This is a genomic window from Roseobacter sp. MED193 (genome assembly GCF_000152965.1).
Taxonomy (GTDB): domain Bacteria; phylum Pseudomonadota; class Alphaproteobacteria; order Rhodobacterales; family Rhodobacteraceae; genus Pseudophaeobacter.
Genome location: NZ_CH902583.1, coordinates 1,303,733 through 1,324,016 on the forward strand (window position 1 = coordinate 1,303,733; position 20,284 = coordinate 1,324,016).

The window sequence follows — 20,284 nt, forward strand, 5'->3', positions numbered from 1 at the left end:
AAAGGTCATGCTATGCGCGCAGTATTTGGATTAGTCCTTATTGTCGGGGTCGCCCTCGCAGGTGGCGCTGTGATGATGGCAAAGAACTATATTTCCGCCTATCAGACTGAACTTGCTCGGGAACGCGCAAATCGGGGCGAAGTGATCCCTACCACAGATGTTTTTGTGGCCACCAAGCAGCTGAAATACGGCGAACGCCTTACCGAAGACGCGGTGCGCAAGGTGCGCTGGCCAAGCGATGCCATCCCGGAAGGCGCCTTTACCACACTTGAAACGTTGTTTCCTCCGGCCAACCCCGGTGATTTACGGGTTGTGCTGCGCACTATGGAAAAAGACGAAGCGCTATTGGAGGCCAAGCTGACGAACCCAGGACAAGATGCAGGGATTACCTCGCAGCTGCAACGCGGAATGCGAGCCTTTGCCATTAGCGTCGATGTGTCTTCGGGTGTTTCGGGCTTCCTGCGCCCAGGGGATCATGTGGATGTCTACTGGACCGGCGGCGTACGCGATGGGTCCGGGGGCCGTGGTCAAGAAATCACGCGACTGATTGAGCCCAGCATCGAACTGATCGCCGTGGATCAAAGCGCCAGCACCGAAACCAACGGGGCCACCATTGCCCGCACAGTGACCGTTGCCGTACAGCCCGAACAGGTGGCTGCCCTTGCTCAGGCACAGACCACTGGCCGTCTGTCGCTCTCTCTTGTGGGAGCGGGCGATGATACTGTGGCCTCGGTCATCGAAGTAAACCAGCGCAGCCTCTTGGGGCTGGGGGAGCAACAAGCCCCCGCGCCGGCCGAGCAAAAGCGGGTCTGCACCATTCGCACCCGTCGTGGCGCAGAGGTGGTCGAAATTCCGATCCCCTGCACTAACTAAAGCTGCGTACAATAGTCTCGGCCTACTCTGAGAAAGTACCGTCAGAACCTTCGTGTTCTCAACAATTTACCTCCGATGCCGGGCTGTCCTTTTAGGGCGGCTCGGCACTCTCTGTTGCTGCGACCCCACAGGGGGCTGACTGCAACTGCCCCGCAGAAGCCATTGATTCTTGCAATAATTCACAAATTGCAGCACAGTGGTGCCAATCAACGGGCAAAAAGACCCGAAAATGAGGCGTGATCGGAAAGGCAGGTCACATGAAAATTCGTAGATTTATGGCGGCAGCTCTCACGGGGCTCTCGCTCCTCAGTATTGCTGTGCCAGAGATGGGTCTGGCAAATGGGCTGCGCGTGGTCAAACGGGGTACCTCTGTCACCCTGGATGTGCCGATGAACCGGGCGGTGGTTGTCGAAAGCGATGACCCCTTTGCCGAGCTGAGCATCGCCAACCCCAATATCGCTGATATTTCCTCTCTGTCTGATCGCACCATCTATGTACTGGGAAAATCTCCTGGCCTGACAACGCTCACTCTGCTGGATGCTTCAGGCAAGTTGATCACCAATGTGAATGTTCGGGTTGCTGCGGATGTCTCTGAATTCAAAGAGCGCCTGCGCCAGATTCTGCCGGGTGAACAGATCGAAGTCCGTACAGCAAACGACGGGATCGTTCTGTCTGGCAATGTGTCCAGCGCCGCGCGCCTGCAACGCGCCCTTGACCTGGCAGAGCGCTATGCCCCCGAACGGGTAAGCAACCTGATGAGCGTCGGCGGCGTGCAACAGGTCATGTTGAAAGTTCGCTTTGCTGAAATGCAGCGGTCGGTTTCCAAAGCGCTGCATTCCTCGGTCGCCTTGGGAAGCCAGAACGGTAATGCCTCTGGGGAAACAGGCCAGTGGCTTTTTGGTAACAACGGCTTGGGCAATACTCCTATCGAAGTCAAAGACGGTATCGCCGGCGCCCTGGCCTTTCAGTTTGGCGTCGGATCACTTCAGGTTGGCCTATTGCTAGAAGCCCTAGAACAAAAAGGTGTCGTGCGCACCCTGGCAGAACCAAACCTCTCGGCCCTCTCCGGGCAGGAAGCTAAATTTCTGGCAGGCGGTGAATATCCCATTCCGGTCTCCCAAGACGGGGGCACCGTGACCGTAGAATTCAAACCTTTTGGGATCGAACTGAACTTCATTCCACGGGTTGTTGATGGTGATGTGATCAACCTTGAACTCAAGGCCGCAGTATCCGCAATTGATACCTCCAATACGGTCACCGCAAATGGCCTTTCGATTGCTGCCTTCTCGCGCCGCGAGACCTCGACGACCGTCGAGTTGCGCGATGGTGAGAGCTTTGCCGTTGCGGGCCTGGTCCAGGATGACTTTCTCGATAACACTTCGCAGATTCCATGGATCGGTGACGTCCCGGTATTGGGCGCGCTGTTTCGCAGCGCCGATTATCAGCGCGAGCAGACAGAACTCGTCATTATTGTCAGCGCCCATCTGGTGACCCCAACCCGCGGCGAGGCCCTGAGCCTGCCGACCGATCGTATCAAACCGCCCAGCGAGTCTGAGCTCTTTCTGCTAGGCCGCACGGTCCACTCTCAGAAAGGCCCAGCCAGCGAAGTCGCCAAGCAAGACTTCAATGGCTCTTATGGCTATGTGATGGACTAAAGCAAAGGATGACCGGGAAAATGATCAAAAGCGTAGCGATCCTTGGGCTGGTCCTGAGCGCCACAGCCTGCAGCCATAACCAGGCCGGCGAGCCACTCGACAGCAGCCTCATGGGCGCGGCCACGGCAAACAACGCAGCTGTGATGCGCGGTGAAGGTGAGTATGCCATCCAACTGGCGGCCCGATTTGCCGAAGAAGTCCCTACCACCATAAATTTTGCCTTTAACGATGCACGTTTGGATGGCGAAGCCCGTGCCGTTTTGGACCGCCAGGCCGCTTGGATCAAGCAATTCCCAGAGGTCCGTTTCCGGGTCTATGGCCACACAGATGCGGTGGGCGGCAATAGCTACAACAAACAGCTTGGACTGCGCCGCGCGCGTTCGGCCGTGAACCATCTGGTGAGCCGCGGCATTGACCGCCGCCGCCTGGAGGCCATGGTCTCGAAGGGGGAAAGCCAGCCGCTCATTCTGACCCAAGAACCCGAGCGTCGCAATCGCCGCACTGTCACCGAGGTCAGCGGCTTCCTGAAACGCCACCCAACGGTTCTGGATGGGAAATACGCGCAGATCGTCTATCGCGACTATGTCGAAAGCGCGGTCCCAGCCACCACCTTGACGGTCGAGCAGTCATTGCCGACCACCGGTGAATGAGCGTAGACGTCAGGGTAACTGAGTTCTTAGAGTTTTAAGAACTCTTAACATTTCCCAATAAATGGGGCTTTTTGGCCCCAATCTTGCCCAGATCTTCATCGACATTGATCCTCAGAGGCAGTCAGGCAATCCGTGTTTGCTAGGCCGCTTTTAAACCAAGAGGATAATGTCGATGAGCGGTGAAATGCCACAACCAGAAACAGCTGCCATTGTTGCCTGCACGATCAGTCGCGACGTGCAGAACTTCGACCTCCTGATTGAAGACATGGAAACCGCTCTTGGTGAAGCCTGGGGGGATCTGGGGTTTGGCGAAGCAATGGCCTTTTTTGCCCAACCCGAAGCCGAGACGCTGGAATTTGTTGCCCTGGCCATGGATAGCGCAGATGAGGCCAACCTAGCGCAAATGGGGGAAATCATCACCCAGGCCAAGGCCCGCGATATCAAGGTGATCCTGATTGCCGAAGAGGTCAGCCCCGCAGCGCTGCACACCCTGCTGCGTCAAGGTGCCGATGAGTTCATCCCCTACCCGCTGCCCGAGCGCGAATTGCAGGCGGCCATCGACCGCCTGAGCACACCCGAACCGGAACCGGTTGCGCCAAACAATCTGCATGCCCTGCAGGCCGATTCCCGCCGTGAAGGCGCAGTGATTGTTTGCCATGGCCTCGCAGGTGGCACCGGCTCGACCACGCTGGCGGTGAACCTGGCTTGGGAACTGGCCCAGATGAGCACGCAAAAGACCCCTTCGGTCTGCTTACTGGATTTTGACATGCAACAGGGGTCGGTTTCGACCTATCTCGATCTGCCCCGCCGCGAGGTGGTCATGGAGATGTTGAGCGAAACCGAAGAGATGGACGCCGATATCTTTGGCCAAGCCCTGCTGACCTTTGAGGACAAACTCCAGGTTTTGACCGCGCCCAGCGAGATGATCCCGCTGGATTTCATCTCGGTTGAGGACGTGGAACGGGTTGTCGAGATGGCCCGCAGCCATTTTGATTTTGTCATCATCGACATGCCCCACACCCTGGTCCAATGGTCCGAGACCATCTTGCAGATGGCCCATGTCTATTTCGCCCTGATCGAACTGGATATGCGCTCGGCCCAGAATGCGCTGCGTATGAAGCGCGCGCTACAGTCCGAAGGTCTGCCCTTTGACAAGCTACGCTTTGCTCTGAACCGAGCGCCCAAATTCACCGACCTGAGCGGCAAAAGCCGGGTGAAGCGCATGGCTGAAAGTCTTGGGATCTCAATTGATCTGCAACTGCCCGATGGCGGCAAGCCGATCACTCAGAGCTGCGACCACGGTCTGCCGCTTGCAACATCAAATGCCAAGAACCCCCTGCGCAAAGAGATCGGCAAACTGGCACGCTCTTTGCACGACTTGGGGGCCAACGAGGCCGAGGCAGCCGCCTAGTCTCTAACGTCCCTTTTCATTGAGTAACCGGGGGGTCTCTCATGTTTTCCAAGTACAAGAAGTCGTCATCCAAGCCCAAAGTCGCAGCTCCGGTCGTTGAAGCCGCCGTTGCAGCCGCGCCCAGCCCGCAGCCCAAAACCAGCCTGCGTCGCCCCATGGCGCGGCTGGCGGCTGAAGCCTCAGCGCATGACAAAGAACGCAAGCGCCAGGAACGGCTCAGCGAGATTAAGGTACAGCTGCACCGCGATCTGCTGGAAAACCTCAATCTGGCTGCCTTGGAAACCGCGCCAGAGGCTGAATTGCGCGGTGAGATCTCTGCGATTGCTGCCGAGATCCTGGAAGAAAAAGGCATTGTCCTCAACCGCGAAGACCGCATGACGCTCAACAAAGAGCTCTATGATGAAGTCACCGGCCTGGGCCCGCTTGAAACGCTTTTGCAGGATGAGACTGTCAGCGATATTCTGGTCAACGGCCCCCACCAGATCTTTATCGAACGCAGTGGTAAACTCCAGCTGAGCAATATTGCCTTCAAAGATGAAAAGCACCTGATGCGGATCATCGATAAGATCGTTTCGGCTGTTGGGCGTCGTGTTGATGAAAGCAACCCCTACGTGGATGCTCGGCTAGCCGATGGTTCACGCTTTAACGCCATGGTGCCGCCCGTAGCCGTGGATGGCTCGCTGGTGTCGATCCGGAAATTCAAAAAAGACAAACTGGGCATTGACGATCTGGTCGAGTTCGGCGCCTTTACTGAAGAAATGGCCGCCTATCTTCAGGCCGCAGTGTCGACCCGGCTCAACGTGATCGTATCGGGCGGCACCGGTTCAGGTAAGACCACCACGCTGAACGCGCTGTCATCGTTTATTGATAACTCCGAACGCATCCTGACCATTGAGGATACCGCGGAACTTCAGCTGCAACAAACCCATGTGGGCCGGATGGAAAGCCGCCCCCCAAATGTTGAGGGCAAGGGCGAAGTCTCGCCACGTGACTGTTTGAAGAACGCTCTGCGGATGCGCCCTGACCGGATCATCGTGGGGGAGACCCGCGGCGAAGAAGTCATCGACATGTTGCAGGCGATGAACACAGGGCACGATGGCTCGATGACCACCATCCACGCCAACTCGGCCCGCGATGGTATCAGCCGACTGGAGAATATGATCGCCATGGCCGGCATGGAGATGCCGATCAAGGCGGTACGCAGTCAGATCTCCTCTGCTGTGAACGTGATCGTGCAGGCCTCGCGCCTGCAGGATGGTTCGCGCCGGATGACCTCGATCACCGAAATTACCGGCATGGAAGGCGATGTGATCTCCATGCAGGAGTTGTTCCGCTTCCAGCGAGTCGGCCTGACACCCGACAACAAGATCATCGGCCATTTCACCGCTAGCGGCGTGCGCAGTCACTATTCTGAACGGTTCCGTCTGTGGGGCTATGACTTGCCTTCGTCAATCTATGAACCCAGTAAAGTGGAGGTTTAAAGATGCAACTGAGTGCGGAACCGGTCATCTATATTCTGATCTTTGTTGGTGTCGTGGTGCTGGTCGAAGGCATCTATTTAGTCGCCTTTGGAAAATCCATCCGATTGAACAACCAGGTCAATCGCCGCTTGGAGATGATGGAAAAGGGCAGCAGCCGCGAGCAAGTGCTCGAGCAGCTGCGTAAAGAGCTGGGCCAGCATGGCAAATCCAAAACCATCCCGCTCTATTCCATATTGGCAGAAAAGGCGCAAAAGGCCGCCATTGCCTTTAGCCCCAAACAGTTGATGATGATCATGGCCGGGCTCGCCACCCTGGCCTTTTTTGGCTTGAGCATCGGTACCAATACCCCCCTGCCCCTGCGTGTTCTTGCCTCCATCGTGATTGGCGTGGGCGGCGTGTTCTTCTGGGTCAACCGGAAGGCTGGCAAGCGCATGGCCTTGATCGAAGAACAGCTGCCGGATGCGGTGGAGTTGATGGTGCGAAGCCTGCGGGTGGGGCATCCGTTTAATTCAACGGTGCAGATCGTCGCCCATGAAATCGAAGACCCTCTAGCAACCGAATTTGGCATTATCGCCGACGAATGCGCCTATGGACGCGATATCGGCGAAGCCCTGAAAGAAATGGCCGAACGGCTGGATATTCAGGATTTGCGCTTTCTTTCCGTTGCCGTGACCATCCAACAGCAGTCTGGCGGTAATCTCGCCGAGGTACTGGCTGGTCTGGCCAAGGTGATCCGGGCACGGTTTCGGCTGTTTCGCCGGGTCAAGGCTATTACGGCAGAAGCGCAGTGGTCCGGCAAGTTCCTGTCGGCTTTTCCACTACTGGCGCTTATCGGTACCCTTCTCAAGGATCCGAACTACTACGACGACGTGATGGATCACCCCTACTTCATCCCAGCCTGTTTCTTTGTTGGCATCATGTTGACGGTAAACCTGTTTGTGATGCGCGTTTTGACCAATATCAAGGTTTGAGGATGAGAAAATGAGCCTCTTTACCACGATCGAAACCACCCTGACGGATCAGTTTGGCGCCTTTGGCCCACTGCTGGTTCTGGGACTACTCGGCCTCCTGATGGTGGTGATTGCGGCGCTGTTGCTGCTGAACCAACCCGAAGATCCGCTGAAAAAACTGCAACGCGCCCAGGCTCCAGAAACTCGAGGCAAGCCGCAAAAGGAACGCCTGCGCCAGAACAACCGCAATGAGCAGTTGCAGAAGTTCGCCAGCTTCCTCGAGCCGCAGAACGCCGAAGAACTCTCGGCCATGGAGCTGAAGCTCCGCCAGGCCGGGTATCATTCCAAAGATGCGGTGCGGCTCTTTCACTTTGCCCAGATGTCTCTTGGCCTCGCCGGTCTCGCCCTAGGGCTGTTCTACGTCTATGTGATGAACGCTGGTTTTGAATTCGACACCCAGGCTTTGATGATCCGCATCATTGGACCCGGTGGTGCCGGCTATATGCTGCCCAAATATTGGGTCACACGCCGTATCGCAGAGCGCAAAGAAGAGATCGAAGCAGGGTTTCCAGACTCGCTGGATATGATGCTGGTCTGTGTAGAGGCCGGTCAATCCTTGGATCAGTCGATCGTTCGCGTGGCCTCAGAGCTCAAGGCCTCTTACCCGCAACTGGACTATGAATTCGACATCGTTGCCCATGAAATGAAGGCGGGTAAGGACAAGGAAAAGGTTCTGCGCGACATGGGTACGCGCTGCGGCGTACAGGATATTTCCTCCTTTGTGACTGTGATGATTCAATCTGCTGCCTTTGGGACCTCGATCGCCGAAGCCCTGCGGGTCTATGCCTCTGAAATGCGGGACAAACGCGTGATGCGGGCTGAAGAGGCCGCAAATAAGTTGCCAGTGAAGATGACCCTTGCCACAATGATGCTCACGGTTCCGCCGTTGCTGATCATCCTGGTTGGCCCTTCGGTGAAGAACATCATGAACATGGGTAATGCAGGCAACTGAATGACTAAAAAAAATGGGTGGGCGCCTCTTGCTCGCCGACTTGGCCCCTGCACCGCCGCCTTTGCTTTTGCTTTGGTGGCGGTTGGCTGTTCCCCGGCAGAGCCTGCGAATCCCTGGGCGCCGGGGGTAGACAGCCGCCAAGAAGGCGCCGACCCATTGCTTGTGGGGCACCGCCTGATGGAGGCCGAGGAATATGAGCTTGCTCTGGACGCCTTTACCCGCGCTACGCTGGATCACGGGCTAACCCCTGAAATTCTGTCCAGCCTGGGCTCTGCCAATCTGGGGCTTGGCCGGTTAGGTCAGGCCGAGGATCTGCTACGTCGCGCAGTCAAGCAGGCTCCGGATTGGGCTGAACCGCACAACAATCTTGGCATCGTGTTGATGGAGCGGGGCAAAACCGCGGAAGCAGTGCAAATCCTCAAGCGCGCCTATGCGCTCAACAATGGCGAAAGTGACGCAATCCGGGATAATTTGCGTCTGGCCCTCGAAAAATTTGAGAACACCCCTCATAGTGACGATCAAAGCACAGAAAACAACGCTTACAAGTTGGTGCAACAGGGCGGAGGGAGCTACGCGATTCGCAAATCCCCGGACCTTTAGAGGCAGAGCAGCAAAAGGACGCAGAAAAATGCGCCATGTAATTCTAGTATCTGCATGTCTGGCAGGCGCCGTGGCGCTGTCAGCCTGCGGCAAACAAGACGGCGAAGAAACAGTCGAACGCGCCTTTCAGGACGTGAACGTCATTGATGAGAGCAATCTCAATGACGTGATGATGACAGTTGCAGATCCAAACCAGGCCGTGAACTACTTCCGAGACACCGCAAAAGGCAGCCCTGACAGGATCGACCTGCAGCGCGGTTTGGCGATCTCCTTGATCCGCGCCAAACGCAACACCGAGGCCGTTGCGGCCTGGAAACGGGTGACCGCGCTGCCGGATGCCACCCATGAGGACCGGCTCGGGCTGGCGGATTCTCTGATCCGCACCGGCGATTGGGACGGGGCCAAAGAGGCGCTGAATGCCATTCCCCCCACCCATGAGAGCTACCAACGCTACCGGCTAGAGGCCATGGTCGCAGATGCCAATCAGGATTGGAAACGCGCCGATAGCTTTTATGAAATCGCCGCAGGCCTGACCACCAAACCGGCGAAAATCATGAATAACTGGGGGTACTCCAAACTATCGCGTGGCGACTACCGCGAAGCAGAACGCCTGTTTGGCGAAGCCATTCATCAGGATCAAAGCCTGTTCACAGCTAAGAACAATCTGGTTCTGGCCCGCGGTGCACAGCGCAATTACGATTTGCCAGTGATCACCATGACCCAGACCGAGCAGGCGAAACTGCTTCATACGCTGGCGCTCTCAGCGGTCAAGCAAGGCGATGTCAAGATTGGCGAAGGCCTGCTGCGTCAGGCAGTTGCCACCCATCCGCAACATTTTGAAGCCGCAGCTAAGGCTTTGAGCGCTTTGGAGAACGGCTGATCATGGCGGTTCTTGCCGGCTCGGCCGAAGTCGCCCGCTGGTTCCTGCCCTTTGTGCTGCCGCTGTGTTTTGCGGCGGCCTATACCGATCTGTCCAGTATGCGCATCCCAAACTGGATTACGGACAGCCTCGGCGCGGTCTACGTCATCCTGGGGCTGTTTATCATGCCATCCTGGGCGGACTACGGCTGGCAATTGTTGCATCTGCCCATTGGCGTTGCCATCGGTTTTTTATTCTATTCAGCTGGCGTCATGGGCGCAGGTGATGCCAAATTCATTGGCGCAGCCGCGCCGCTGGTGGTCCTGGCCGACCTGCCTGCGCTCATCATGATCTATACCGCCAACCTGCTGGCCGCCTTTGCGACGCACCGTCTGGCAAAGTTCACACCTCTCAACCGTCTGGCACCAAACTGGCAGAGCTGGAGCGTCGGCAAGAAGTTCCCCATGGGCTTCAGCCTCGGCGGAACCCTTGCCATATACTTGATCCTGGTCGCCTATTTCGGACAATAATCTGTTTCGGCCCGACTGTGGGCCCTCTGTTGCCCAGGCTCCAAGCGAACCGGCGCAGAACTACACCGTCGGCTCTGTCGGCTGAAAGCTAGCTGTTCACGCTGGGCCTAGCTATTATCTATGCCTACTCGATCGGAAGGTAGCGCCCGACATAGCCAAACAGGCCACGCGACAACGGTGTGGTGTCATAATAGACAAGATAGGGCTCGCGAGCTTCACGCACGTAATCCGTTATCTGGTCCAGCACCCGCTTGCGCTTGCGTCCAAACTTGTAGCGCAGGCGTATTCCAATGTTTGCAAATTCGGTGTTCGAAATACTGCCCGCATACCAACCGGAATAGGTGAATTCCAAGAATGTGTTCTGCGCAATTGGTGCCCCAAGACCAAGTGTATACACGCCCCACTGATCAACGTAATTTGGACTGAACCCAAGACTGCCAAACACCGAAAAGGGCTGTTCACTAAAGCGGGGTTTGAACCCATAGCGCGCTGAGACCCACATGTTCCCATTGCCAAAGTCCGAGTGATAAAAGTAATTCACCGCATCCAAGGTGAGACGCGGCCCTTCGTAGTGAACGCCAAGCGAACCGTGCCGGAGCAACCCGCGTTTCCAATAGGTTGCGTATATACTGGTTGCTTCTCCGGCCTGCCAAAGCCCCGCAAACTGTTTGATTTTTGGCTCAAAATAATGTGTCTTGGCACGCTGATGCTCACCCGCGAACTGGAAATCGCCGAAGCTCAGTTCAAGCCCCAAAACACTATAATCGCGTGCATACTGATAGTTGCTATTCACATCCCCCTGGATCGCATAGGCGCTGATGTTATCGGTCATATCTATGCCAAGGCTGTACTGTCTCACGTAGACGTGCCCACCGTAACCCATTGCGATTGCTCTGTAGCCATGTGCTGCCAAACCAAAGCTGAGCCGCCCAACGGTGCCCTCCAGCGCGCCGTACCACCGATTGCCACGTGTGGGGAATGTTGTCTTGCAGCTTGGCTTGGCACAGCGCGCATAGGTTCCAAAGTCAAGCTGCGCATAGTCGATCCATTTCGGGACAAAATCTTGCGCGACAGCCCGATTGGCCACCAAAGTTCCACACAGAACCAGCAACAAAACCAAAACGCGTGATAGTTGCTTCAGATAGCTATACATTGTGGTCCCTCGCGGTTGCCCTCGCCCCATTGGGTACACTGGACTGTCTAAAATCAAATTAACCACGCTGGGCAGGTCGCGTACGGTAAGTGGCAGCGGGTAAGCCGCTTTATACGCCGCAAGACGGCGGCCGACTGCCACGATCCGGCGCGCAGCGACGATCCGAGACTTCCCACCGCTAGGCCCCCATCAAATCCTGTCGATCTTTTTCGAATCCGATCTAATCCGTCTCATCCACCGTCAAATTGCTTTCTACCTGCCTCAGTCTTGCCGCAGTGGTGAATAGACTGTTGCGCAAAGCCCCCTGGCCCTTTGGCAGGCACGGCGTCTAACGAACAGATAAGCAGGCCACCAGATGAACATGCAAAACAGCCCCGTCACTGCCCCGCCCACCCCAAAGGGACTGGAGCAGATGCAGCTGCCAATCGTGATGATGCGGGACATTCTGCTCAAGACGATCTTTCGCAAGAACGTCAATGTCGTCAGCGAAGTCGCCGAGGCCATCTGCCTGCCCATTCCGATAACACAAGAGCTGATCGATATGGCCCGCGAGCAGAAACTGCTGGAGGCCACGGGCACGCTCAACGCCAATAGTGGCAACGAAATGGGCTACCAGCTCACGGATGCAGGCAAGGCCCGCGCCCAGGATTCGCTGGCCCAGTCCGAGTATTTCGGCCCCATGCCCGTGCCGTTGGATGTCTACCGCGAACAAATCGAACGCCAGTCGATCCGCAATATCATGGTGACCCGCAAGCAATTGGTCAGCGCCATGGGCCATCTGGTATTGCCTGACAGCCTGCTGGATCATTTGGGCCCAGCGGTCAGCGCGGGCCGTTCGATCCTGATGTATGGCCCGCCTGGCAACGGTAAATCCTCGATCTCCAACGGTATTCGCGATGCCCTGGGCGATCACGTCTATGTGCCCCGCGCGATTGAATATGCCGGCCAGGTGATCACCGTCTATGACCCTATCGTGCATACGCTGATTGAAGAAGCGCCAGAAGATCCCAACGCCATTCGCCGCCCCAAACGGTTCGACAGCCGCTATGTGAAATGTGAACGCCCCACCGTGATCACAGGCGGCGAGCTGACGCTGGATATGCTGGATCTGGTCTACAACCCCACTGCGCGCACCTATCAGGCACCCTTGCAACTAAAATCCGCAGGAGGCATCTTCATCGTCGATGACCTTGGCCGCCAGGCGGAACCGCCTCAGACCCTGGTCAACCGCTGGATTGTCCCTCTGGAAGAAAACAAAGATATCCTCGCCCTGCAATCGGGGGAGAAATTCGAAGTACCCTTTGACACGCTGGTGATCTTCTCAACCAACTTTCACCCCAATGAAATCTTTGACCAAGCGGCGCTGCGGCGGATCTTCTTCAAGATCAAGATCGACGGGCCAAACCAGGAAAACTTCCTCAAGATCTTTGCCATGGTGGCCCGCAAACGCGGCATGCCCCTGGAGGAGAGCGCCCTGGTACACCTGCTTAAGGCGAAGTACCCAACCATCGACAATACCTATGCCAATTATCAGCCGATCTTCTTGATTGATCAGATGATAGCGATCTGCGAGTTTGAAGGTATCCCCTATCAGATGTCGCCGGAACTGATCGACCGTGCCTGGGCAAATATGTTTGTGAAAGACGAGCACATTGTAAAATGAAGACACCCGCTTTGGGCCATATCTGTGCAGCTGTCCTGGCAAGCCTGACCGCCCTTGTGGCCTCTCTAGCCGCCGCCCAGACAGACCGGCAGGCCCTGGCTGCCCAGCTGGAAGCCGCAGGCTTTCATGAAACCGTAGAACGGCGGCATGAAATACGCCTGAACCACTGTACCCTCACCACCTATGTCTATGAAGACTGGGAAGACCACGGCAAGGTTCTGTGGTCCTCGTTTCGGCTCAACCTGAAGGATTTGCAGCTGCAAGATCCAGACCACGACGGACGTCGCTTCACCTGGATCCCCGACTTCGTTCACGGAAAAGGGGGGGCCATCATGATATTCTCAATGGCAAAAGGGGCCGTTGCGCGCCACGAAATGGCCATGCGCCGCAATCCCAAACCGCCCTACACCCCCTCCCCCAGAGAGGGAGAGGATAGCTATATCTACAAGGATTCGACCCGTTTCTTTATCCTGCACGATATGCTGGAGAGCCCCCAGAAGCCGAGCCATTTCATTTCTCTGCTTGAGCAATACCGGCTCGAATACTGTTTCCCGCTTAGTTGATGCGCTACGGCAAAATCGCCCCGTTACCCGAGAGCCGATAGGTTCGGCGCGGATGCCGCCTGCCAATCGCTGCCTCACTGGCCTGCGCCAAACAACACATCAATCACCTGCATTTGCATCGCGCGCGTACCACCGGTGAGCTCCGCCATGGTGGTGCTACTGTCCGCCACCAGCCCAGCCGCAGTCAGCGCCTTCAGGCCTGCGTCCAGCTCCTGGCCGCTTAGCGCGATGACCGTTGCAACATCCGACTGCGCCACCGCCTGCATGACTTGTTGCACCGGACTACCACCGCTGGAAACCGGCCAGAAGGACACCGCCAGGACCACGGCCCCTAGCCCCATGATACCCTTGGCCAGCGGACGCTTTAAGTAGGTGGTAAAGGGACGCCAGTTCAGCAGCAGATGTGCCAGCACGCCAATCACCATCAGCCAGCCGCCCCATTCATGCAGCAGCTTGTTCAGCGTGCTATCCAAATGAAAGAACATCAAAATCCCCGTCACTCCCATAAAAAGAAATGTCGCAACGGTCAAAGGCGTGGCCCAATTACGTAGGGTGGACATCAGCAATGCTCCTGTATGTGTCTTGCTTTAAGTTTGGACGCAGCAGCGCCGAAATTCCGTCGCCTTTCTTCACAAAACAGATAAAAATCGGGGCGCTCCCTCTGCGCATCGAAACCTCAACCCCAAGCCATTTCAGCGCAGAAATGTAAGAGGCATTGGGGCCCATTTTGTGCATAGAGCCCAGCCTTCCGGACCCTGAAAAGCCCTCTGCCTTTGCTGGCGTTCTGAAATGATGGAACTACGAGCAACGCCCATAACGGATCCACATTCAGGCGTTCCCCTCGCTTATGCCTGTGGAAGGCAATCTGACGGCATGACAACCTGGATGTGGCGCCGCGTCACCTGCCCAGCCCCCGTTTGTTGCGCTAGGCTGACCATCAAAACAAGCTCAGAACCACCAAAAGGAGCCGCCTTTGGAACAGCGCATTCGCGACAGCTTTGCCCGTCAAAGCATGATGGAGACCCTCGGAGCCACGATCGCCAGCATAACTCCCGGAGAGGTGGTGATCACCGCCCCCATCCTGGGCACAAGTCGCCAACAGCAGGGCTACGCGCATGCGGCACTGACCTTTGCAATCGGCGACAGCGCGGCAGGATATTCAGCACTGACGCTGCTGCCTGAGGAGCAAGAGGTAATGACGGCGGAGATCAAGGTGAACCTGTTGGCACCAGGCGCTGGGGACTATCTGCGTGCAACTGGTCGCGTCATCAAACCCGGCCGCCGCCTCGTTGTGGTCAGCGCCGAAGTTCACGCCGTCACCGAAGAGACGGAAAAACTCATTGCGGTGCTGCAGGGCACTATGATCCCTGTCTCGCTCTAATGAAGATTCCCGCTACAAAACACCCGCGGCCTGCGCCGCAGCCTTGTAACTGCGGCTGACAGGAACGGGCTCGCCATCAGACATCTTGAGGACATCCCGCCCCTTTTGCCGGATATGTCCTCGTACCTGAGCGCGGCTGACCCAGTGGGAACGATGCACCCGCAGGCCGACATCGGCCAGTTCACTAGCTGCATCGCCCAGGCGCATCAACAGGGTCTCGCTACCCTTATCCGTGACCACCAATAGATAGTGATCCTGCGCCTCCAACCGGATTAGCGCGCCGCGTTTGTCCAGGGGCAGACGCCGTTGAAATAGAACCTCGGGGTTTGGGGGCGCTTGCGCTCCCCTCTCTGGCAGCTGATCCTTGGCGTCTGGCGCTGCCCCTCTGAGGGTGTTGGCAGCTAGGTGGCGGCGCCCGAGGAACACGGCGGCTTCGATCATCAAGACAACGCTGAGCGTCACCAGGGCCAAAAAGCCAAAATCCGCCCAGCCGCCCCACTGCGGAAATATCATCAGGTTCATGCCATGCGCCAGGGCGGCCAAGGCCAACCCATAGGGCAGCTGGCTGGCAAAGCGCAGGATTTGCGGCGCGCCCCGCAACAGATGCAACTGCAGCCTGGTCAGCCCGATCGACACGCCCACAATGACCGCCCAATAGGCAATGCGACCGCCTAAACCCAGCCCCTCAAAAGTGCCAAAGGGGCCAGTGGCCGCAGCAAAAACCGTTAGCAATGCCCAGAGCAAGAACAGCGAGACCGCCATTGGTTTTTCACGCTTCGTGAATGACATTACGTCCCAAATCCCTGCATTTTACGAAGCCAGAACGTCTCTGGCGTAAATCACTTTGCTGATAGTGCATCGAATTTGCCATGGCTTGAGAACAGATATCAACCACGGACCCGATATGACTTTCTCACCGCTAGTTAACGCGCCTTTGCCGATACAGCTACATGCCTTCGCTGCCCTGGCCCTGATCCCGCTGACCATCACAATTTTCTCGCTAAAGCGCGGAAACCGCCTGCACCGGATCCTAGGCTGGACCTGGGTTTTATTGATCACTTGCGTTGCGCTCACCAGTTTCTGGATCCAAGAAATCCGCCTGATTGGCGGCTTTAGCCCGATCCATTTGCTGTCAATCGGGACGCTGATCGCGCTTCTGGCGGCGGTCTTGGCCGCACGGCACCAGAGGATCCGCCAGCATCGCCAGGTGATGATTTGGATCACCTTTGCGGCCCTGATGGGTGCCGGTGCCTTTACCCTGCTTCCTGGTCGGCTGATGCACGCCGTCCTTTTTAGTCTTTAACCAAGGAATAGTTTGATGGAATTCTTGACTGGCTTTCTGACCGGCATTTTTTACGGTGCCCCGCTCTGGATTTGGCCACTATTGCTCCTGCTCATCGCGCTGGGGCTGCACTGTAGCCGCAGGCGTGAAATGTCCATTCTGCCCTATTTTCTGATGCCGCTGATTGCCCTGACCAATGTGCCCACCCTGCTGGCGCAGCACTCGGGCGAGCTGGCCTTTATGTCATGGGGTTTTGCCTACCTTGGTGGCATCGGTGGTGGTTTCTGGGTCCAGGGACGCTGGATCGTCGCCCGCAGAGGTCTGCGGGCCGAGGTCGCTGGGGAGTGGCTAAGTCTCACAGTGATGATGCTGCTGTTCTGGGCCAATTTCGCCAATGGCGCCCTGGCAGCAGTGCTACCGGAGCTGACAGCAGGGGTGACCTACCAGATCCTGTTTCCCGGCCTTCTGGGCCTCGCCTCTGGCAGTTTCCTTGGTCGACCGTTGCGCTTGGCCACCTGGCCCAACTCGACACCTTCCCTGGCCTAGTGCAAAAAAGGGCGCCCCTCAGGAGCGCCCTTCTTATGCAAGAATTCAGTGGCTACCAGTTCAGGCCGTCAGCCCTTCAGGCTCCGCCAGACCATTGGCGCGACAGCAGGCGGTCACGGTATTGGCCAACAGGCAGGCAATGGTCATCGGGCCGACACCACCGGGAACCGGCGTAATGGCTCCAGCTCGCTCAGAGCAGCTGGCGAAGTCCACGTCGCCCACCAGTTTCATCCTACCTTCGCCCTTTTCTGGCGCAGGGATCCGGTTGATCCCAACGTCGATGACAGTGGCGCCCTCTTTGATCCAGTCCCCTGGTACCATTTCAGGACGGCCCACAGCGGCAACCACGATATCGGCACGACGCACCACCTCTGCCAAATCCTTGGTGCGGCTATGTGCAATTGTAACTGTGCAGCTGTCACCCAGCAGCAGTTGTGCCATCGGCTTTCCAACGATGTTGGAGCGGCCAATCACCACTGCATCCATACCCGAGAGACTGCCATGATAGTCCCGCAGCATCATAAGGCAGCCCAGCGGGGTGCAGGGCACCATGGCTTTCTGCCCCGTGCCCAACAGGCCCACGTTGGAGATGTGAAACCCGTCCACGTCCTTTTCTGGCGCGATCGAGTTGATGATCAGATCTTCGTTCAAATGACCCGGCAGCGGCAGCTGCACCAGAATGCCATGCACCGCAGGGTCATTGTTCAGCTTGGTGATGACCGCCAGCAAATCCTCTTGTGAGGTATCGGCGTCCATCTTGTGCTCATAGGAGTTCATGCCGACCTCAACAGTCTGCTTGCCCTTGGAGCGCACATAGACCTGAGAGGCAGGATCTTCGCCCACCAGAACCACGGCAAGACCCGGGGTGATGTCGTTTTCTTCTTTCAGCCGCGCAACATGGCCTGCCACTTTTTCCCGTACTGTGGCGGCGAAGGCTTTGCCGTCAATGATGTTTGCTGCCATTGCATTCTTCCTTTTACCGCGCACCTCACGGCCCGCTTTTTACCGATATCACCCGTGGGATCTAGACCTCTGCCCGGATCGCAATGGGTGCGAAGGTCTCGCCCTTGGGCCCGGGTAGAAACTCATGCGGCCCGAGAGACTGTCTCGGGCCGCAGATTGCGTGTTTTTGAGCTTAGAACAAGCCTTCGATCTGTCCATCTTCGTTCAGGTGGATGTTTTCTGCCGCTGGGGTGCGGGGCAGACCCGGCATGGTCATGATCTCGCCGCAAACCGCAACGATGAAACCTGCCCCTGCCGAAAGGCGTACTTCGCGAACCGGAACCGAATGGCCAACAGGCGCGCCACGTAGGCTGGGGTCAGTCGAGAAGGAATACTGGGTTTTTGCCATGCAGACCGGCAGGTTCCCGTATCCTGCAGCTTCCCACTCTTTCAGCTGGTTGCGAATCTTGTTGTCGGCCAGCACTTCGTCCGCACGGTAGATACGCTTGGCGATGGTGTCGATCTTGTCGAAGAGTGACATGTCGTCAGGGTAGATCGGCGCAAAGTTGGCCGATCCGGTATCGACGATTTCAACAACCTTCTTGGCCAGATCCGCAGACCCTTCCGAGCCCAACTCCCAGTGACGCGACAAAACCGCCTCAACGCCGTGGGTTTCGGCATAGGCTTTGACGGCCTGCACTTCGGCATCGGTATCGGTGACAAAGTGGTTGATGGCGACAACAACGGGCACACCAAAGCTTTTGATGTTCTCGATGTGACGGCCCAGGTTGGCGCAGCCATTGTTGACGGCCTCGACATTTTCGGCCCCCAGATCGGCCTTGGCAACGCCGCCGTTCATTTTCATCGCCCGCACGGTGGCGACCAAGACGACGGCTGAAGGCGCGATATCGGCCTTGCGGCATTTGATGTTCATAAATTTCTCAGCGCCAAGGTCCGCCCCAAAGCCCGCTTCGGTCACAACGTAGTCGCAGACTTTCATCGCGGTTTTGGTGGCGATGACCGAGTTACAGCCATGGGCGATATTGGCGAAAGGACCGCCATGCACAAAGGCCGGGTTGTTTTCTAGGGTCTGCACTAGGTTAGGCTGCATCGCGTCTTTCAGCAGCACGGTCATTGCACCTTCGGCCTTGATGTCGCGGCAGTAAACAGCGGTCTTGTCGCGGCGATAGGCCACAATGATGTCGCCCAGGCGCTTTTCAAGATCCTTCAGATCAGTGGCCAGACAGAGAATCGCCATGACCTCGGAGGCCACGGTGATGTCAAATCCGGTTTCACGGGGGAAGCCGTTGGACACGCCCCCAAGAGAAGCGGTAATCTGACGCAGAGCCCGGTCGTTCATGTCAACCACACGGCGCCAGGCCACGCGGCGAATGTCGATCTCGCATGCGTTACCCCAGTAGATGTGGTTGTCGATCATCGCAGAAAGCAGCGAATGTGCCGAGGTGATCGCATGGAAGTCACCGGTGAAGTGGAGGTTCATTTCCTCCATGGGCACGACCTGCGCATAGCCACCACCAGCAGCGCCGCCCTTCATGCCGAAGTTCGGGCCCAGGCTTGCTTCGCGAATACAGACCATGGCGTTTTTGCCAATGCGGTTCAGACCATCGCCCAGACCCACGGTTGTAGTGGTCTTGCCTTCGCCTGCGGGTGTTGGGTTGATCGCGGTGACAAGGATCAGCTTGCCGTCTGTGCGATCCTGAACCGAGTTGATGAAGTCCTGGCTGACCTTGGCCTTGTCGTGACCATAGGGCAGCAGATCATCGCTGGAGATGCCAATCTTGGCACCGATTTCCTGGATCGGGAGCTTATTCGCCTCGCGGGCGATCTCGATGTCACTCTTGTAGCTCATGGCCTGGTTCCTGAATGTGAGAATACAAACACCGACTTTGATGTGCCGGATCTGTTCCAGATTTAGTCAGAATGCGGCAATTCGCGCGCGTGATTTCCGACATTATCCGGCCATGAAGCGGCGTCGAGGCAAAGATTGAGGGGACGAAAGTCGCCAAAACGAAAGTTCTGTACCCGATGGGTTGCCCTAGGGGGCCCAGGCGCGCTGATCCGGCACAAACAACCGCAGGCTATCACCAAGCTTTAGATGCCCCGGACGCTCCACCCAGGCGGTGATTCCCCTCCGCCCCTTTGCGGCCGGTTTGAACTTCGGGCCAAAGCCAGCATGGTCCTTTTCGATTTCACGGCCTGGAAAAATGCAGGGGCGGTTTTCCATATCCACAGTCAGGGTAACCCCATCCGGCCCCTGCAAACGTGAGGAAGGCGGCACAAAGGTGAAATCCGGAATGCCGCGTAGCACCAAATTGGCCCCCAATGCCGATGGGTCGACCTGGTCCAGCCCCATGTCAGCGGCGATCAACGCCAGTTCCTCCTCCGAGAGGACCGTCAGTTGTCGTACGTTTCGAATTTTCGTGCCTTCTGGATAGAGATTGCGCACGCGCACACAAGAAGCCCGGTTCTCACCCTGACGCCGCTCGCCGCTAATACCGTGAAAACCAAATGTAAGAGCTTCAACAACCGAAGCAGAAATACCGCTGTCTGATGCAGTTTCCCCCGCCCAAACCACTTCCCCTTTGAATTCTGTTTCCAGCAATACCGGCATGTCTCACCCTCTGTTCTGTATCAATCTGCGCATTGACCGCGACCATACTGCCGCCAGCAGCAATAGGAAGCCTGTTTCGGATCGCATAGCGATCCGGGCGC

Annotated in this window: 21 protein-coding genes; 15 read left to right on the top strand and 6 right to left on the bottom strand. The window is 57.1% G+C overall.

The window, feature by feature from the left end; all coding sequences use genetic code 11:
- Nucleotides 1-12: 12 nt before the first annotated feature.
- The 10 genes from cpaB to MED193_RS08730 all read left to right on the top strand — a co-directional run bounded on the left by cpaB (nucleotide 13) and on the right by MED193_RS08730 (nucleotide 10,021).
- Nucleotides 13-873 (top strand): Flp pilus assembly protein CpaB, encoded by an 861-nt coding sequence (gene cpaB / locus MED193_RS08685; RefSeq protein WP_009809322.1) that lies wholly within the window; start codon nucleotides 13-15, stop codon nucleotides 871-873.
- 257 nt (nucleotides 874-1,130) lie between these two features.
- Entirely contained in the window at nucleotides 1,131-2,528 is a 1,398-nt protein-coding gene (locus MED193_RS08690) for a type II and III secretion system protein family protein (protein WP_050757581.1), read from the top strand.
- Between the two features lie 20 nt (nucleotides 2,529-2,548).
- Nucleotides 2,549-3,178: an OmpA family protein gene (locus MED193_RS08695; protein ID WP_039966054.1), complete on the top strand. Its 630-nt coding sequence runs from the start codon at nucleotides 2,549-2,551 to the stop codon at nucleotides 3,176-3,178.
- 172 nt (nucleotides 3,179-3,350) lie between these two features.
- Complete coding sequence (locus MED193_RS08700; RefSeq protein ID WP_009809325.1) at nucleotides 3,351-4,589, top strand: AAA family ATPase; 1,239 nt, start codon at nucleotides 3,351-3,353, stop codon at nucleotides 4,587-4,589.
- A 41-nt stretch (nucleotides 4,590-4,630) separates the two neighbouring features.
- A complete protein-coding gene (locus tag MED193_RS08705; protein WP_009809326.1) occupies nucleotides 4,631-6,070 on the top strand; it encodes a CpaF family protein in 1,440 nt (479 codons plus the stop codon).
- A 2-nt stretch (nucleotides 6,071-6,072) separates the two neighbouring features.
- Nucleotides 6,073-7,041, top strand: coding sequence for a type II secretion system F family protein (locus MED193_RS08710; protein ID WP_009809327.1), 969 nt, complete (start codon nucleotides 6,073-6,075; stop codon nucleotides 7,039-7,041).
- Nucleotides 7,042-7,051: 10 nt separating this feature from the next.
- Nucleotides 7,052-8,032 carry a type II secretion system F family protein gene (locus tag MED193_RS08715; protein WP_009809328.1) on the top strand — a complete coding sequence of 327 codons (981 nt, stop codon included), beginning with the start codon at nucleotides 7,052-7,054 and terminating at the stop codon, nucleotides 8,030-8,032.
- Complete coding sequence (locus MED193_RS08720; RefSeq protein WP_009809329.1) at nucleotides 8,033-8,632, top strand: tetratricopeptide repeat protein; 600 nt, start codon at nucleotides 8,033-8,035, stop codon at nucleotides 8,630-8,632.
- A 28-nt stretch (nucleotides 8,633-8,660) separates the two neighbouring features.
- On the top strand, nucleotides 8,661-9,512 hold the full coding sequence (locus tag MED193_RS08725; protein WP_009809330.1) for a lipopolysaccharide assembly protein LapB: 852 nt from the start codon (nucleotides 8,661-8,663) through the stop codon (nucleotides 9,510-9,512).
- A gap of 2 nt (nucleotides 9,513-9,514) precedes the next feature.
- Nucleotides 9,515-10,021 (top strand): prepilin peptidase, encoded by a 507-nt coding sequence (locus MED193_RS08730; RefSeq protein WP_009809331.1) that lies wholly within the window; start codon nucleotides 9,515-9,517, stop codon nucleotides 10,019-10,021.
- 124 nt (nucleotides 10,022-10,145) lie between these two features.
- On the opposite strand, the gene MED193_RS08735 is transcribed toward MED193_RS08730, so the two are convergent.
- Nucleotides 10,146-11,174, bottom strand: a complete 1,029-nt coding sequence (locus MED193_RS08735) for a hypothetical protein (protein ID WP_009809332.1) — start codon at nucleotides 11,172-11,174, stop codon at nucleotides 10,146-10,148.
- A gap of 355 nt (nucleotides 11,175-11,529) precedes the next feature.
- On the opposite strand from MED193_RS08735, the gene MED193_RS08740 reads away from it, so the two are divergent.
- Both MED193_RS08740 and MED193_RS08745 read left to right on the top strand, forming a co-directional pair.
- Nucleotides 11,530-12,837, top strand: coding sequence for an ATP-binding protein (locus tag MED193_RS08740; protein WP_009809333.1), 1,308 nt, complete (start codon nucleotides 11,530-11,532; stop codon nucleotides 12,835-12,837).
- Nucleotides 12,834-13,400: a hypothetical protein gene (locus MED193_RS08745; protein ID WP_009809334.1), complete on the top strand. Its 567-nt coding sequence runs from the start codon at nucleotides 12,834-12,836 to the stop codon at nucleotides 13,398-13,400. Before MED193_RS08740 ends, MED193_RS08745 begins: the two co-directional genes overlap by 4 nt.
- A gap of 74 nt (nucleotides 13,401-13,474) precedes the next feature.
- Here MED193_RS08745 and MED193_RS08750 read toward each other — a convergent pair whose 3' ends face one another.
- The gene (locus MED193_RS08750) at nucleotides 13,475-13,960 is read right to left on the bottom strand and encodes a DUF4405 domain-containing protein (protein WP_009809335.1); all 486 of its coding nucleotides are present in this window, start codon (nucleotides 13,958-13,960) and stop codon (nucleotides 13,475-13,477) included.
- 413 nt (nucleotides 13,961-14,373) lie between these two features.
- Between MED193_RS08750 and MED193_RS08755 the strand changes: the two genes are divergently transcribed.
- Nucleotides 14,374-14,781 (top strand): PaaI family thioesterase, encoded by a 408-nt coding sequence (locus MED193_RS08755; RefSeq protein WP_009809336.1) that lies wholly within the window; start codon nucleotides 14,374-14,376, stop codon nucleotides 14,779-14,781.
- 12 nt (nucleotides 14,782-14,793) lie between these two features.
- On the opposite strand, the gene MED193_RS08760 is transcribed toward MED193_RS08755, so the two are convergent.
- Nucleotides 14,794-15,570 carry a LytTR family DNA-binding domain-containing protein gene (locus tag MED193_RS08760; RefSeq protein WP_157041317.1) on the bottom strand — a complete coding sequence of 259 codons (777 nt, stop codon included), beginning with the start codon at nucleotides 15,568-15,570 and terminating at the stop codon, nucleotides 14,794-14,796.
- Nucleotides 15,571-15,685: 115 nt separating this feature from the next.
- Here MED193_RS08760 and MED193_RS08765 point away from each other — a divergent pair, with 115 nt between their 5' ends.
- Together MED193_RS08765 and MED193_RS08770 are read left to right on the top strand one after the other, a co-directional pair.
- On the top strand, nucleotides 15,686-16,084 hold the full coding sequence (locus tag MED193_RS08765) for a DUF2306 domain-containing protein (protein WP_009809338.1): 399 nt from the start codon (nucleotides 15,686-15,688) through the stop codon (nucleotides 16,082-16,084).
- 15 nt (nucleotides 16,085-16,099) lie between these two features.
- A complete protein-coding gene (locus MED193_RS08770) occupies nucleotides 16,100-16,609 on the top strand; it encodes a hypothetical protein (RefSeq protein ID WP_009809339.1) in 510 nt (169 codons plus the stop codon).
- Between the two features lie 60 nt (nucleotides 16,610-16,669).
- Here the strand turns inward: MED193_RS08770 and folD are convergent, their stop codons facing one another.
- The 3 genes from folD to MED193_RS08785 all read right to left on the bottom strand — a co-directional run bounded on the left by folD (nucleotide 16,670) and on the right by MED193_RS08785 (nucleotide 20,183).
- The gene (gene folD, locus MED193_RS08775; protein WP_009809340.1) at nucleotides 16,670-17,572 is read right to left on the bottom strand and encodes a bifunctional methylenetetrahydrofolate dehydrogenase/methenyltetrahydrofolate cyclohydrolase FolD; all 903 of its coding nucleotides are present in this window, start codon (nucleotides 17,570-17,572) and stop codon (nucleotides 16,670-16,672) included.
- A gap of 172 nt (nucleotides 17,573-17,744) precedes the next feature.
- Nucleotides 17,745-19,421: a formate--tetrahydrofolate ligase gene (locus tag MED193_RS08780; protein WP_009809341.1), complete on the bottom strand. Its 1,677-nt coding sequence runs from the start codon at nucleotides 19,419-19,421 to the stop codon at nucleotides 17,745-17,747.
- 186 nt (nucleotides 19,422-19,607) lie between these two features.
- Nucleotides 19,608-20,183: an MOSC domain-containing protein gene (locus tag MED193_RS08785; protein WP_009809342.1), complete on the bottom strand. Its 576-nt coding sequence runs from the start codon at nucleotides 20,181-20,183 to the stop codon at nucleotides 19,608-19,610.
- Nucleotides 20,184-20,284 lie beyond the last annotated feature (101 nt).

Bases quoted from the DNA above. Each gene is read 5' to 3' on its own strand.
- cpaB (WP_009809322.1), top strand. From the start codon at position 13: ATGCGCGCAGTATTTGGATTAGTCCTTATTGTCGGGGTCGCCCTCGCA.
- MED193_RS08690 (WP_050757581.1), top strand. From the start codon at position 1,131: ATGAAAATTCGTAGATTTATGGCGGCAGCTCTCACGGGGCTCTCGCTC.
- MED193_RS08695 (WP_039966054.1), top strand. From the start codon at position 2,549: ATGATCAAAAGCGTAGCGATCCTTGGGCTGGTCCTGAGCGCCACAGCC.
- MED193_RS08700 (WP_009809325.1), top strand. From the start codon at position 3,351: ATGAGCGGTGAAATGCCACAACCAGAAACAGCTGCCATTGTTGCCTGC.
- MED193_RS08705 (WP_009809326.1), top strand. From the start codon at position 4,631: ATGTTTTCCAAGTACAAGAAGTCGTCATCCAAGCCCAAAGTCGCAGCT.
- MED193_RS08710 (WP_009809327.1), top strand. From the start codon at position 6,073: ATGCAACTGAGTGCGGAACCGGTCATCTATATTCTGATCTTTGTTGGT.
- MED193_RS08715 (WP_009809328.1), top strand. From the start codon at position 7,052: ATGAGCCTCTTTACCACGATCGAAACCACCCTGACGGATCAGTTTGGC.
- MED193_RS08720 (WP_009809329.1), top strand. From the start codon at position 8,033: ATGACTAAAAAAAATGGGTGGGCGCCTCTTGCTCGCCGACTTGGCCCC.
- MED193_RS08725 (WP_009809330.1), top strand. From the start codon at position 8,661: ATGCGCCATGTAATTCTAGTATCTGCATGTCTGGCAGGCGCCGTGGCG.
- MED193_RS08730 (WP_009809331.1), top strand. From the start codon at position 9,515: ATGGCGGTTCTTGCCGGCTCGGCCGAAGTCGCCCGCTGGTTCCTGCCC.
- MED193_RS08735 (WP_009809332.1), bottom strand. From the start codon at position 11,174: ATGTATAGCTATCTGAAGCAACTATCACGCGTTTTGGTTTTGTTGCTG.
- MED193_RS08740 (WP_009809333.1), top strand. From the start codon at position 11,530: ATGAACATGCAAAACAGCCCCGTCACTGCCCCGCCCACCCCAAAGGGA.
- MED193_RS08745 (WP_009809334.1), top strand. From the start codon at position 12,834: ATGAAGACACCCGCTTTGGGCCATATCTGTGCAGCTGTCCTGGCAAGC.
- MED193_RS08750 (WP_009809335.1), bottom strand. From the start codon at position 13,960: ATGTCCACCCTACGTAATTGGGCCACGCCTTTGACCGTTGCGACATTT.
- MED193_RS08760 (WP_157041317.1), bottom strand. From the start codon at position 15,570: ATGTCATTCACGAAGCGTGAAAAACCAATGGCGGTCTCGCTGTTCTTG.
- MED193_RS08765 (WP_009809338.1), top strand. From the start codon at position 15,686: ATGACTTTCTCACCGCTAGTTAACGCGCCTTTGCCGATACAGCTACAT.
- MED193_RS08770 (WP_009809339.1), top strand. From the start codon at position 16,100: ATGGAATTCTTGACTGGCTTTCTGACCGGCATTTTTTACGGTGCCCCG.
- folD (WP_009809340.1), bottom strand. From the start codon at position 17,572: ATGGCAGCAAACATCATTGACGGCAAAGCCTTCGCCGCCACAGTACGG.
- MED193_RS08780 (WP_009809341.1), bottom strand. From the start codon at position 19,421: ATGAGCTACAAGAGTGACATCGAGATCGCCCGCGAGGCGAATAAGCTC.
- MED193_RS08785 (WP_009809342.1), bottom strand. From the start codon at position 20,183: ATGCCGGTATTGCTGGAAACAGAATTCAAAGGGGAAGTGGTTTGGGCG.